We start from the raw sequence: 12,749 nt of genomic DNA, 5'->3' as shown, positions 1-12,749 counted from the left end.
TTCTCCGTGCCCGAGGCCTACCTCATCGACGCACTGCGCACACCCGTCGGCAAGCGGGGCGGCGCATTGTCCACAGTGCACTCCGCGGATCTCGCCGCACACGTGATCGGCGCGGTCGTCGAGCGTGGCGGCGTCGATCCCGCGCTCGTGGACGACGTGATCCTGGGCTGCACCGACACGCTCGGCCCGCAGGCAGGCAACATCGCGCGCACGGCGTGGCTCGCGGCGGGCCTGCCCGACCACGTGCCCGGCGTGACCGTGGACCGGCAGTGCGGGTCGTCGCAGCAGGCGGTGCACTTCGCGGCGCAGGCGGTGCTGTCGGGAACCGCGGACGCCGTCGTGGCGGGCGGGGTGCAGAACATGAGCCGGATCCCGATCAGCGCGGCGATGCTGGCCGGGCGCGAGTACGGGTTCGACGACCCGTTCTCCGGGTCGAAGGGCTGGCAGGAACGGTACGGCAGCGTGGAGGTGTCACAGTTCCGCAGCGCCGACATGATCGCCGAGCACTGGGACATCACGCGCGAGGACATGGAAGCGTACGCCTACCGCAGTCACCAGCGAGCGCTGACGGCCGTCGAGGAGGGCCGGTTCGCGCGCGAGATCGTGCCCTTCGCGGGGTTCGCCGTCGACGAGGGCCCGCGCCCCGACACGACGCCGGAGAAAATGGCCGGGCTGGAGCCGTTGAGCGAGGGCTCGCGACTCACGGCCGCCGTGGCGAGCCAGCTCTCCGACGCGGCGAGCGCGGTGCTGCTGGCGTCGGAGCCGTTCGTGAACGAGCACGGGCTGAAGCCGAGGGCGCGGATCCACCACATCTCGGTGCGTGCCGCCGATCCGGTGTGGATGCTGACCGGCCCCATCCCCGCGACCGGCCACGCGCTGCGCAAGACGGGACTCACCATCGACGACATCGACCTCTTCGAGGTCAACGAGGCGTTCGCGAGCGTGGTGCTCGCCTGGCTCGACGAGACCGGAGCCGATCCGGACCGCGTCAACGTCAACGGCGGCGCGATCGCGCTCGGGCACCCCATCGGCGCGACCGGCACGAAGCTCATGGCGACCCTGCTGAGTGAGCTGGAGCGCACCGGTGGCCGTTACGGCCTGCAGACCATGTGCGAGGGCGGCGGCACCGCCAACGTCACCATCATCGAACGCCTCTGACGCCCGCGAGTCGTGCACTCCAGACCGCGAGTCGTGCACTCGGGCACGCGAGTCATGCACTCGGGCACGCGAGTTCTGCGCTCCGGACGGAGCGAGGCATCGCGCTCGACGGCTCCGCGGCGGCCACACGGACACGGGAACGCACGACTCGGCGTCCCGAACGCACGACTCGCGGTCGGGAACGCACGACTCGGCGTCCTGAGTGCACGACTCGCGCGCCTGAGCGCACGACTCGCGAAGGTGGGTGTCAGGGCGCAGCGGTCACGTGGGTCGGCAGGGCGCTCAGGATCGTTTCCGCGTCGGCGACTACGCGGTCGACCAGCTCGGCGACGGTGGGCAGGTCGTCGAGCAGGCCCACCACCTGGCCGGAGGCCAGGACACCCGCATCGGTTCGCCCCTCCACGAGCCCCGAGCGCAGGAGCATCGGGGTGTTCGCGGCCATCACGACCTGGCTCCACGTCAGCTCGTTGCCGCGCTTCATCGCCAGCCCCTCGCGGACCATCGCCGGGAGCGAGAGCCCCGTCAGCGCACGAAAACGGAGCGCGTTGCGCAGCGCCTGCCCGAGAGCGCGTAGCCGGCCCGCCGACTCGAGCCGCTCCACCAGCTCGGTCCGGAGCACGCGGTGCGGCAGGCCGTCCACCCGCCTCGTCACCACCGTGCCCGCCAGGCCCTGCCCGAGGTAGTACCGCTTGACGTCGTCGGGCACCGTGCTGTCCTTCGTCAGCAGGAACCGCGTGCCCATCGCCACCCCGGCCGCTCCGTACGCCAGCGCCGCCGCGAGCCCGCGCCCGTCATAGAAGCCGCCCGCGGCCACCACGGGGATGTCCACGGCATCGAGCACCGACGGCAGCAGCAGCGTCGTCGCCACCGCGCCCGTGTGCCCGCCGCCCTCGCCGCCCTGCACGATCACGGCGTCGGCGCCCCACCCGGCGACCTTCTCCGCGTGCCGCGCAGCGCCCACCGAGGGGATCACGACGACGCCGTTGTCCTTGAGCTTGGCGATCAGCTCCTTACGCGGCGCGAGCGCGAACGACGCCACCCGCACCCCCTCGGCGATCAGCAGCTCCACGCGCTCGCCCGCATCATCGGCGTCGGCGCGGAGGTTGACGCCGAAGGGGTTGCCGGTGCGCTTCTTGGTCTCCGCGATCGCCGCGGCCAGCTCGCCGTAGGTCATCGTCGCCGACGCGAGGATGCCGAGCCCGCCCGCCTCGGCCGTCGCCGACACGAGCCGCGGACCGGCCACCCAGCCCATCCCCGTCTGCACCACGGGATGCCGCACACCCACCAGGCGCGTCAGCGCGGTCTCGATCACGAGCGCACTTCCCTGTCCCGCGAACCCGAGGGATCGAGCACTTCGCGGATGAGCCGCAGCTCCTCGGTGGAGGGCTGCCGCGTCACGCCCGCGCCGTCCAGCTCGATGTCGAACGACGTCGCCTCCGCCACCTCTCCGGACGAGACGCCGGGATGCAGTGACACCGCCCGCATCGCGTGGTCGGCCCCGCCGAAGTCGAACACGCCAAGGTTGGTCACCACGCGGTGCACGTCGTGGAACCGCTGCGCCGAGGGGCCGGCCTTCGCGGCGTTGTCGTACCCGACCCCGGACACGACGTCGACGGACGGGACGAACACGCGCCTGCTGTGCCGGGGAACCCAGTAGCTGGTGCGGTGGTTGACGGTGTTGCCGGGCGCGCCGCGCACCCCGAGCAGCTGTTTGGCGGGCCGCGCGTGGTCGCCGATGGCGGAGATGTTCTGGTTGCCGTACCGGTCGATCTGGTTGGCGCCCATCACGACGTGCCGCCGTCCGTGCGGCACGATCACCTCCAGCATCTTGCGGAACGGCTGCCAGCCCTCCACCACGCCACCGGCGTCGAGCAGGTACGCCTCGCCGTCGGACAGCAACAGCTCCGGCTCGAACGTCAGCCTCGCCAGCCGCGCGCCGAGCGAGGGAACGAGGCCCATCGGGCTCACCAGCTGCTCACCGTCGCCGCGGAACAGTTCGGCGACCGCGACGATCGCCACCTCGGCCCTGCTCGCGTCGTTCACTTCGTCTCCTCCGCGAACCGCGCGACCTCGTTCTGGTACGCCCGCTCGTCGCCGGAGAGGAACCGGTCGGCGAAGCCGGGCCAGCGGTCCGGATCCTTGGCGCACTCGGCGTAGTACCGCTGGAACGCCTCGTCGCGGCCGTAGTCGGGCACGGCCGGGGTGAAGTGCGCACCGTGCGGCGACTCGACCACGGCGTCCACAGTGGACCGGTTGAGCAGCAGCGACTGCACGGGTCCCTCCGCGAGGAGGTCACCGGTGTCCACCACCTTCTCCACCGACACGATCCGCTGTTTCGCGGCCAGGCAGAACAGGTCGTCGAAGTACGGGTCGGGTCCGAGGTACTGGGCGTTGCCGCGCGCGTCGGCGCGGTTGAGGTGCACGAACGCGACGTCGAGTTCCTGCGCGGGCACCGCGACCAGCTCCTCCCCGTCGGCGTAGGGCGAGCGCACGGTCCGCAGGCTGGGGTTGACGCGCAGGACGTCGGAGCCGAGCCCGGCGCGCGTCGGCAGGAACGGCAACCGCTGCGCGGCCGCCGACAGCGCCGCGGCGAACATGCCCTCGTCGTACTCGGTCACGTCGATGGCGCCGGACTCGCGCACGCGCCCGAACCACGGGTCGAACGGGATCGAGTCGAGGGTCACGAACCCGAACACGACCCGCCGCAGCTTGCCGGCCGAGGCGAGCAGGCCGACGTCGGGTCCGCCGTAGGACACCACGGTGAGGTCCTTCACCGGGGAGCGCAGGATCGCGCGCACGAGCGACATCGGCTTGCGCCGGGAGCCCCAGCCGCCGATGCCGATCGTCATGCCGTCTTCCAGCCCGGCGACGACCTCGTCGGCGGTGGCGGTCTTGTCGGCCATCACGTGTCCTTGTCGTCCAGGAACTTCTGGCGCGCCTCGTCGGAGGCGCCCAGCAGGTTCAGCTCGAAGGTGAAGCCCTGCTCGAACCGGTAGCTGCGGTGGACGTCCTGCGGGTCGATGCCGTTGAGCGCCTCCTTGGCGGCCCTGATCACCCGCGTGTCCTTCTTCGCGATGTCGCGGGCCACGTCCAGCGCTGCCTCGTCGAGTTCGGCGCGCGGCACCACCCGGTAGACGGAGCCGTAGCCGAGCAACTCACCCGCACCGACGGTGCGGGCGGTGAAGTACAGGGTGCGCAGCAGGTGCGGCGGCACGAGCCGCGCGAGGTGGGTGGCCGCGCCGAGCGCGCCGCGCTCCACCTCCGGCACGCCGAACGTCGCGTCGTCGGAGGCCACCACCACGTCGGCGTTGCCGGCGAGCCCGATGCCGCCGCCGAGGCAGAAGCCGTGCACCGCGGCGATCACCGGCACCGCGCAGTCGTACACCGCGCCGAACGCCGCGTAGCAGCCGCGGTTGGCGCCCACGAGCGCCTCGTAACCGGTGCCGCGCTGGAGCTCCTTGATGTCGACGCCCGCGTTGAACCCGCGGCCCTCGGCGCGCAGCACCACGGCGTGCACGTCGGGGTCCTTGCCCGCGTTCTCGATCGCCTCCGCGAGGTCGAACCAGCCCCGCACGGGCAGGGCGTTGACGGGCGGGAAGTCGACGGTGACGACCTCGATGTGGCTCTCGGGCCTGCTGGTGACGATGCCCATCAGCGCGCCCCGTAGACGGGCTCGGGTTCCGGTGCGCGCTCCAGCAGCCTGGCCACGACGGGCCCCAGTTCTGCGGGTTCCCAGCGGGCGCCCTTGTCCTCGGCTGGGCCGTGGCGCCAGCCCTGCGCGAGCGACACCTGCCCGCCCTCGACCTCGAACACGCGGCCCGTCACATCAGCGGACTCCTCGCTGCCGAGCCACACCACGAGCGGCGAGACGTTCTCGGGTGCCATCGCGTCGAAGCCGTCGCGCGGCGCGGCCATCAGGTCGGCGAACACCTCCTCGGTCATGCGGGTGCGGGCCGAGGGGGCGATGGCGTTGACGGTCACGCCGTAGCGCGCCAGTTCCTCGGCCGCCACCACGGTGAGCCCGGCGATCCCGGCCTTGGCGGCCACGTAGTTGCCCTGTCCCACGCTGCCGAGCAGCCCGGCGCCCGAGCTGGTGTTGATCACGCGGGCGCTCGGCGTCCGGCCCGCCTTCGCCTCGGCCCGCCAGTGCGCGGCCGCGTGCCGCAGCGGCGCGAAATGTCCTTTCAGGTGCACGCGGATCACGGCGTCCCACTCGTCCTCGGCGAGATTGACGAGCATCCGGTCGCGCACCACGCCGGCATTGTTCACCAGCACGTCCAGGCGTCCGAAGTGTTCGAGTGCGGAGCCGATCAGCCGCTGCGCGCCCGCGAAGTCGGCCACGTCGTCGGTGCTGGCCACCGCCTTGCCGCCGCGTGCCTCGATCTCGGCGACGACTTCGGCGGCCGGTCCCTCGCCGGTGGCGGAGCCGTCGAGCGCGACGCCGACGTCGTTGACCACCACCTGCGCGCCCTCGGCCGCGAACGCGAGCGCGTGCGCCCTGCCGATGCCGCGCCCGGCTCCGGTGACGATCACGACGCGGCCCTGACACAGTCCACTGCTCATGCGTGCTCCCCGTGGTTGACGTCGGTGGCGGCGAGGAAGGCGGGCAGCTCGCCGCCACCGTGAACGAGCAGCGTGGCGCCGGTGACGTAGGAGGCGAGCGGTGAGGCGAGGAACAGCGCGCAGTTGCCGATCTCCTCGGGCTCGGCGAGCCTGCCGAGCGGCACGGTCTTGCCGACGGCGGCGACCGCCGCCTCGCTGCCGTAGTGCAGCTCGCCGTTCTCGGTGCGGACCATGCCGACGTCGAGCGCGTTGACGCGCACCTTCGGCGCCCACTCGACGGCGAGGCTGGCCGTGAGGTTGCGGAGCCCGGCCTTGGCGGCGCCGTACGCGGCGGTGCCCGGCGACGGCCTGCACCCGCTGACGCTGCTGATCATCACGATCGAGCCGCCCGTGTCCTGCCGTTGCATCACGGCGTTCGCGTGCTGCGCGACGAGCAGCGGTGCGAGCAGGTTGAGCTGGACGACCTTGTCGTGGAAGCGGGGTGAGGCTCCGGCCGCGGGCGCGAACGGTGCGCCTCCCGCGTTGTTGACGAGCACGTCGAGCCTGCCGTGCTCGTCGAGAACCTGTTGCATCATGCGCTCGACCTGCTCGGGCTCGCGCACGTCGCAGCGGATGAACCCGGGCCCGACGTCCTCGGGCCGGTTGCGGGCGCACGTCACCACTGTCGCGCCGTTCTCGCGGAAAACCCCGGCGATCCCGGCGCCGACCCCGCGGACGCCACCGGTCACCAGCACGACGGCACCGTCCTGCCGCACGTCCGGCACTGCCACGGCCACCTCCGCTCGTTCGCTTGCCCTCGAAACTAGAACACGTTCTCGAAATGGACAAGCGCCGGGGTGGTCCGGGTCGCTATCGCACCTCAACGGGCAGGCCGCACAGCTGTGCCGCCGCGGCCCACAGTTCCTCCTCGCGGTCCTCGTCGTAGGACTCCGGCGACGACGGCGCGACCTTGCCGCGATCGAGATACGACCCGCTCGCGCCGGGCCGCGGGCCCAGCGCGGTCTCGGCCAGCAGCCCGCCCGCGGCCACGGGCCCCATCGCGAACGGCGTCGCCCGCACCGCCTGCAGCAGCGGTCCCGCGACCGCGCGCGTGACGGGATGAGCATCCCGCAGGAGCCCCGTTCCCGGCACCAGGCCGGGGTTGTACGTGTAGGCGTCCACGCCGTCCGGCAGGCGGCGCGCAAGCGCATGCACCAGGTACAACACGCCGAGCTTGCTCGTCGCGTAGGCCCGCCTGCCCGCGAGCGCGCCGCCCGGCCTCGGCCGGGCCAGCTCGGCCACCGTGGCCCACCTCGGCGCCGGGACGAGGCCGAGGTTGTGCCTGACGTCGCCGAAGTGCACGTCGCTGCCCACCACGACGATCCGCGAGCCCGGCTGGAACCGGTCGAACAGCAGCCGCAGCAGCAGGTAGTAGGCCAGCACGTTGACGCCGAACGTGACCTCGAACCCGTCCTCGGTCGCCCGCTCCGTCGAGGTCAGCTGCAGGCCCGCGTTGCCGAGGAAGCCGGTCAGCGGGGGCAGCTCCCCGGCATCGATCCGCCGCTCGATCTCCCGGACCGCCTCGTGGAGGCTCGCGAAGGAGGCCAGGTCGGCCGGAACCGTGGACACGTTGGCGTTGCCGGTCTTCCCGGCCAGCTCGGCGGCGAGCCGGTCGCCGTTCGCGCCACGGACGGTGAGCAGGAGGTGCTGGTCCGGATGGTCGCGCAGCAGTCGCTCGGCGGCCTCCCGGCCAAGGCCCCGACTGGCGCCGGTCATCAGCAGAGTTCCCATGTCGCCCTCTCAATGGCATCAAGTTCCATCTGGAACTGAGTACCACTATAGACACGGTACCGTCCCCGTACAATGACGGTCATGCCCGATCGTGTCCCGTTGCGCGAGCGCAAACAGCAGCGTGTGCGGGAGCAGATCATCAAGGCCGCGTTCGAACTGTTCGCCGAGCGCGGCTACGCGCACGTCACCGTCGCCGACATCGCCGAGCGCGCCGAGGTGGGCCGCACGACGTTCTTCCGGTACTTCGGCGACAAGCAGGAGGTCGTGTTCTACGACGAGCAGGCCATCCTCGACGGCATCATCGAGCGCCACCGCGCACTGACACCGGAGCGGCCGACCCTCGCCGAGGCGGTCGAGCACCTGCGCGCGGCCACCGTGGCGATCTGCGAGGACGTGACAGCCGACCCCGAGCGCTACCTCGCGTACCTGCGGCTCGTCAACGAGACCCCCGAACTACGCGACCGGAGCACGCGCAAGTTCGCGCTCTACACCGGCACGCTGACCGAGAACCTGCGCGAGCGGGGCGCCACCGACCTGGTCGCCACGCTCGCGCCCCAGCTCGCACTCGCGTGCTTCAACACGGCCGTCCAGCTCGCGGGCGACGACCCGGAGGCACTGCCGCGCGCGGTCGACGCCGCGTTCGACGAGCTCACGGTTCGCTGACGGCCCCGGAGACCCGCACGGGGAGCAGCGCGCAGCCCGGCACGGACTCGAACGGCTCCAGCGCCGCAGGGTCGCCATCGTCCACGATCACCGTGTGCTCGCGGTCCATCGGCGCCCAGTACGAGAACGGCGCGCTGTCCAGTTTGGAATGGTCGACGAGCACATAGGACTCCAGCCCCGCGTGCAGCATCGCGTGCTTGAGCTGCGCCTGCTCCAGCGTCGGGGCGCACAGCCCGCGCCGCGCGGTCAGCCCGTCCGCGCCGAGGAACACGCGATCCGGCGCGATGTGCCGCAGCTGCCGCTCGACGGTCGGGCCGAGGATGGCCTCGTTGGGGTGCCGCAGCCGCCCGCCGAGCACCACCACCTCGATGTCGGGGCTGTCGGCGAGCGCGAGCAGCACCGTGAGCCCGTTGGTCACCACGGTCAGCCCCGACCGGCCGGCCAGGTGGTGCGCGAGCCTGCCCGTGGTGGTGCCGGCGTCGAGCAGCACCACCTCGCCGTCGCGCACCAGCCCGGCAGCGGTACGCGCGACCGCGTTCTTCTCCTCGGCGTGGCTCGCGTCCTTCTCCCGCAGGGTGCGCTCGACACTGGGCCCGGTGTCGAGCGCACCGCCGTAGGTGCGCACGACGTGCCCCTCCCTGGCCAGCTCGGTCAGGTCACGCCGGATCGTCGACGACGACACCCCGAACTGCTCGGCCAGCGCCTGGATGTTGCTGTCACCGCCGCGCACGGCGGCGAGCAGCATCGTGCGCCGCTGGGTCGTCGTCTGCCGGGGAACGGTCACGCCCGAACCTTACGACGCCGCGGGCGGGTAGACGTCCCGCAGCTTGCCCGCGAACGGAGCCAGCTCGACGGCCGCGCGGAACGCCGCGCGCATCGTGCCCGCGTCGGCCTGGCCGGTGCCCGCGATGTCGAACGCCGTGCCGTGGTCGACCGACGTCCGCAGGATCGGCAGCCCGACCGTCACCGACACCGTGCCGTGGAAATCCACCGTCTTCGACGCGATGTGCCCCTGGTCGTGGTAGAGCGACAGCACGCCGTCGAAGCGGCCCTCGAGCCCCTGATGGAACACCGAGTCGGCCGGAATCGGTCCCACGACGTCCAGCCCGGCCTCCCGCGCGGCCTCCACGGCCGGCGCGATGGCGACGATCTCCTCGTCGCCGAACTTGCCGTTCTCCCCGCCGTGCGGGTTGAGCGCGGCGACGGCGAGCTTCGGCTCGCTGGTGCCGAACACCTCCAGCGCCGTGTACGCCTCGCGGATCGAGTGCTCGATGTTCGGCTTGGTGATCCGGTCGAGCGCCTCGCGCAGCGAGAGGTGCCGCGTGGCGAAGAAGATCTTCAGGCCGCGCACCCAGAACATCGTGTTGAAGCGGTCGGAGCCGGTCAGCTCACCGAGCATCTCGGTGTGCCCCAGGTGCTTGGACCCGGCCGCCCAGATGGCCTCCTTGTTGATCGGCGAGGTCACCACGGCGTCGACCTCGCCCGCGAGCGCGGCCTTGGTCGCGGTCTCGATCGCGGCCACGGCCGAACGGCCGGCCGTGCCGTCGACCTTGCCCCAGGGCAGGTCGGCGGGCGCGATGCCGAGGTCGAGCACGTCGAGCACGCCGGGGGTGAACCGGGCCTGCGACACCGACGAGATCGCGTTGACCTCCACGTCGAGCCCGCACACGCCGATCGCGCGCCGCAGCACGGCCGCGTCGCCCACCGCCAGCGGGCGCGCCGTCTCGGTCGCCTCCTTGTCGGCGAGCGTGCGGGCGGTGATCTCCGGGCCGATGCCCACCGGGTCACCGAGGGTGACAGCGAGGATGGGACGGTCGGTACTGGCTGCGGTCACTGCGCGGTTCCTCTCTCTCGTTGTGCGCTGACGCTGATCAGGTGCTCGACGCAGGCGAGTGCGGCGTCGCGGCCGCCGATCAGCCCGCCCTTCGTGGCGAACGGCAGGCCGTCGTGCGGGCCGCCGACGAGCCTGCCCGCGACGGCGAGCGGCAGCACCTCGGCGTCGATGGCGAAACCGTCGCTCGCGAGCGCGGCGGTGGTGGCCTCGGCCATGTCGCCGCCCGTGGCGTAGAGGCCGCCGAACCGGTGCTCGGCGAGCAGGATCGAGACGGCCTCGGCGAGCACCCTCGGGATGCGTTCCGCGGTCGCCGGGTCGATCCGCTCGCCGGGCGCGGGCGGCGACGTCCGGATGCCCACCACCCGCACGCCCGGCCGCAGCTGCGCGGCAACGCGGTCGGCGACGACACGGGCGTCGAGCCCGTCGAGCGCCACGTCCACGAACCGGGCCCGCAGCATCTGTTCGAGTTCGAGCACCTGTTCCTGGGTGGTGCCGGTGATGCTGGCGACCACGGCGAGCACCGGCGGCAGCTCGTGCACGCCGGGGCCGATGCCCAGCGCCGCCGTCAGCTGCACCGCGAAAGGTCCACTGTCGACGGACACCCAGCGGGTTCCCCACTGCTGCTGGACTTTCGCCGCCGCCTCGGCGATGGTTCCGAGGTGCGCGTTGGTGGTCGCGTCGCACACGACGAGTGGAGCATCGGTGTCCGCCAGCCTGCCGGCGAGAACGTCCACACCGGACTCCACGACGTCGAGCGGCAGCTCGGCGATCGGCAGCTCGGTGCCCTGGCGCAGGATCGTCGCGACGCGGGAGGCCCGCACCGGCGTGAGCGGGTCGCGGGCGGCGGAGGTCTCGGCGAGTGGAACGCCGTCGACCAGGTGCAGTCCGCCGACCGTCGTGCGGCCCGCGTCGGGGAAGGCGGGCACCACGAGCGCCCGCGTGCCCGGCTCCAGCACACCGAGCAGCGCGTCGACCTCGGCGCCGACGTTGCCGCGCAGGGTGGTGTCCACACGTTTGGCGATCAGGTCCACCGGCGTCACCGCGCCGACCGCCTCGCGCACGAGCTCCCTGGCGCGGCCGGCGGGGTACTGCCGGGTGCCGAGGTTGAGCACCACCACATCGGCGCCCTGGGCGCACGGCACCCGCTCGATGCCGCTGACCGACACCGTGCGCAGGCCGGCACGCGCGAACCGGGCGCCGGTCGCGTTGCTGCCGGTGAGATCGTCGCCGATCACCAGCACGTGGGCCTTCACCGAGTTCACAACACCGCCCCTGCCAGCAGGACCAGCGGCAGCGAACCCAGCCACACCGCCGTGGTGATGCCGGACCAGCCGCGGATCGCCGCCGCGCCGTCGAGACCAGTGAACCGCGTGACGACCCAGAAGTACGAGTCGTTGAAGTAACTGAACACCATCGAACCCGCGCAGCAGGCGACGGCGGCCGCCAGCGGCGACACCCCGAGCCCTGCCACGAGCGGAGCCGTCACCGACGCCGCGGTGATCATCGCGACCGTCCCGGAGCCCTGGGCGAGCCGCACCAGCGTGGCGATCAGGAACGGCACGAGCACGCCGGGCAGGCTCCACGACGCGATGGTCTCGGCGAGCGCGTCACCGACGCCGGTGTCGCGCAGGACCTGGCCGAACGCACCGCCCGCGCCCGTGATGAGGATGATGAGCCCCGCCGACGACGCCGCCTGCGAGAGCCAGTCCGCCACCTGGTTGCGCGTGGTCACCCGGGGCAGCAGGACGTAGACCGCGAGCACGAGCCCGATCAGCAGCGCCACCACGGGGCTGCCGACGAACGACAGCACGGCCACCACACCGGACGGGGTGTAGTCGTCACCGCTGAGCACGCCCTTGGCGCTGCGGTCGACCGCCTCGGCGACGGTGTTGGCCACGATCAGCAGCAGCGGGACGAGCAGCGGCAGCGAGGCCAGCCACGCCGACATGCGCTTACGCTGGGGTTCCCCGGCCTCTTCGGTCTCGTCGCCGGCCACCGAGCCGCCGTCGCCCGCCGACCCGCCCGTGACCACGGTGCTGCGGGACGTGGCGGAGCCGTAGACCTCGGCCTTGACGTTCGGGAGCACGTGCTCCTCCAGCCGCGGTCCCATCCACTTCGCGTACAGCACCACGATCGGCAGCAGCACGACGGAGAAGATCAGCCCGGTGAGGATCATGCCGCCCACGTCGGCGCCGAGGATGCCGGCGACGCCGAGCGGACCGGGCGTCGGCGGCACGAGGTGGTGGGTGAGGGTCATGCCGCAGCCGAGCGCCAGTGCCAGCGTCACGTACCCGGCCCGCTTGCGGCGGGCTATCGAGCGCGCGAGCGGGTTCATGATCACGTAGCCGGAGTCGCAGAAGACCGGGATCGACACGAGCGCGCCCGTGCCCGCCATCGCCCACGGCTCCCTGTCCTTGCCGAGAGCGCGCACGAAGGCCCTGGCCAGCGCGTCGGCCGCGCCCGAGACCTCCAGGATCTTGCCGACCCCCACCCCGAGGCCGATGACGATGCCGATGGCCCCCATCGTCGAACCGAACCCGTCGGTGATCGAGCCCAGGATGTCGGTCACCGGTGCGCCCGCGACGAACCCGGTGAGCAGCGCCGCGATGAGCAGCGCGACGAAAGCGTCGAGCCGGGTGCGCAGCACGATCAGCACGATGGCGCCGATCCCCAGTACGAGCGCAGCCAGCAGCTGAAGATCCACGGTGATCCTCCTTGGCGTTGAACGGAGCCGTCATCATGCCCCGACTCAGTCGCTCAA

Annotated in this window: 13 protein-coding genes; 2 read left to right on the top strand and 11 right to left on the bottom strand. The window is 72.3% G+C overall.

Features of this window, described 5'->3' with window-relative positions; translation table 11 throughout:
• Positions 1-6 precede the first annotated feature (6 nt).
• Positions 7-1,158, top strand: a complete 1,152-nt coding sequence (locus BA062_RS17760) for an acetyl-CoA C-acetyltransferase (protein ID WP_110338014.1) — start codon at positions 7-9, stop codon at positions 1,156-1,158.
• A gap of 247 nt (positions 1,159-1,405) precedes the next feature.
• Here the strand turns inward: BA062_RS17760 and BA062_RS17755 are convergent, their stop codons facing one another.
• The 7 genes from BA062_RS17755 to BA062_RS17725 all read right to left on the bottom strand — a co-directional run bounded on the left by BA062_RS17755 (position 1,406) and on the right by BA062_RS17725 (position 7,491).
• Positions 1,406-2,467: an NAD(P)H-dependent flavin oxidoreductase gene (locus BA062_RS17755; protein ID WP_110338366.1), complete on the bottom strand. Its 1,062-nt coding sequence runs from the start codon at positions 2,465-2,467 to the stop codon at positions 1,406-1,408.
• Positions 2,467-3,201 carry a CoA-transferase subunit beta gene (locus tag BA062_RS17750; RefSeq protein WP_110338012.1) on the bottom strand — a complete coding sequence of 245 codons (735 nt, stop codon included), beginning with the start codon at positions 3,199-3,201 and terminating at the stop codon, positions 2,467-2,469. Before BA062_RS17750 ends, BA062_RS17755 begins: the two co-directional genes overlap by 1 nt.
• Entirely contained in the window at positions 3,198-4,061 is an 864-nt protein-coding gene (locus BA062_RS17745; protein ID WP_110338010.1) for a CoA transferase subunit A, read from the bottom strand. Before BA062_RS17745 ends, BA062_RS17750 begins: the two co-directional genes overlap by 4 nt.
• Positions 4,061-4,810 (bottom strand): enoyl-CoA hydratase family protein, encoded by a 750-nt coding sequence (locus tag BA062_RS17740; protein ID WP_110338008.1) that lies wholly within the window; start codon positions 4,808-4,810, stop codon positions 4,061-4,063. Before BA062_RS17740 ends, BA062_RS17745 begins: the two co-directional genes overlap by 1 nt.
• Positions 4,810-5,721, bottom strand: a complete 912-nt coding sequence (locus tag BA062_RS17735; protein WP_110338006.1) for an SDR family oxidoreductase — start codon at positions 5,719-5,721, stop codon at positions 4,810-4,812. The genes BA062_RS17740 and BA062_RS17735 overlap by 1 nt, the downstream gene beginning before the upstream one ends.
• The gene (locus BA062_RS17730; protein WP_110338364.1) at positions 5,718-6,485 is read right to left on the bottom strand and encodes an SDR family oxidoreductase; all 768 of its coding nucleotides are present in this window, start codon (positions 6,483-6,485) and stop codon (positions 5,718-5,720) included. Before BA062_RS17730 ends, BA062_RS17735 begins: the two co-directional genes overlap by 4 nt.
• Positions 6,486-6,570: 85 nt before the next feature.
• Entirely contained in the window at positions 6,571-7,491 is a 921-nt protein-coding gene (locus BA062_RS17725; protein ID WP_110338004.1) for an SDR family NAD(P)-dependent oxidoreductase, read from the bottom strand.
• An 81-nt stretch (positions 7,492-7,572) separates the two neighbouring features.
• Between BA062_RS17725 and BA062_RS17720 the strand changes: the two genes are divergently transcribed.
• On the top strand, positions 7,573-8,154 hold the full coding sequence (locus BA062_RS17720; protein ID WP_110338362.1) for a TetR/AcrR family transcriptional regulator: 582 nt from the start codon (positions 7,573-7,575) through the stop codon (positions 8,152-8,154).
• Here BA062_RS17720 and BA062_RS17715 read toward each other — a convergent pair.
• The 4 genes from BA062_RS17715 to BA062_RS17700 are packed head-to-tail and all read right to left on the bottom strand — an operon-like array spanning position 8,141 to position 12,692.
• On the bottom strand, positions 8,141-8,938 hold the full coding sequence (locus BA062_RS17715; protein ID WP_110338002.1) for a DeoR/GlpR family DNA-binding transcription regulator: 798 nt from the start codon (positions 8,936-8,938) through the stop codon (positions 8,141-8,143). The genes BA062_RS17720 and BA062_RS17715 overlap by 14 nt on opposite strands.
• A 9-nt stretch (positions 8,939-8,947) precedes the next feature.
• Complete coding sequence (gene pdxA, locus BA062_RS17710) at positions 8,948-9,988, bottom strand: 4-hydroxythreonine-4-phosphate dehydrogenase PdxA (RefSeq protein ID WP_110338000.1); 1,041 nt, start codon at positions 9,986-9,988, stop codon at positions 8,948-8,950.
• Positions 9,985-11,250, bottom strand: coding sequence for a four-carbon acid sugar kinase family protein (locus BA062_RS17705; protein WP_245959871.1), 1,266 nt, complete (start codon positions 11,248-11,250; stop codon positions 9,985-9,987). The genes pdxA and BA062_RS17705 overlap by 4 nt, the downstream gene beginning before the upstream one ends.
• Positions 11,247-12,692 carry a GntP family permease gene (locus BA062_RS17700; protein WP_210406911.1) on the bottom strand — a complete coding sequence of 482 codons (1,446 nt, stop codon included), beginning with the start codon at positions 12,690-12,692 and terminating at the stop codon, positions 11,247-11,249. The genes BA062_RS17705 and BA062_RS17700 overlap by 4 nt, the downstream gene beginning before the upstream one ends.
• Positions 12,693-12,749: the final 57 nt, after the last annotated feature.

The sequence above is a fragment of the Prauserella flavalba genome (genome assembly GCF_003202235.1).
GTDB classification, from domain to species: Bacteria; Actinomycetota; Actinomycetes; order Mycobacteriales; family Pseudonocardiaceae; genus Prauserella_A; species Prauserella_A flavalba.
This window is presented reverse-complemented; position numbering and strand designations above follow the sequence as displayed.

What these genes read in the sequence shown, in the direction of transcription:
- BA062_RS17745 (WP_110338010.1), bottom strand. Translation starts at nt 4,061, where the DNA reads ATGGCCGACAAGACCGCCACCGCCGACGAGGTCGTCGCCGGGCTGGAA.
- BA062_RS17740 (WP_110338008.1), bottom strand. Translation starts at nt 4,810, where the DNA reads ATGGGCATCGTCACCAGCAGGCCCGAGAGCCACATCGAGGTCGTCACC.
- BA062_RS17735 (WP_110338006.1), bottom strand. Translation starts at nt 5,721, where the DNA reads ATGAGCAGTGGACTGTGTCAGGGCCGCGTCGTGATCGTCACCGGAGCC.
- BA062_RS17725 (WP_110338004.1), bottom strand. Translation starts at nt 7,491, where the DNA reads ATGGGAACTCTGCTGATGACCGGCGCCAGTCGGGGCCTTGGCCGGGAG.
- BA062_RS17720 (WP_110338362.1), top strand. Translation starts at nt 7,573, where the DNA reads ATGCCCGATCGTGTCCCGTTGCGCGAGCGCAAACAGCAGCGTGTGCGG.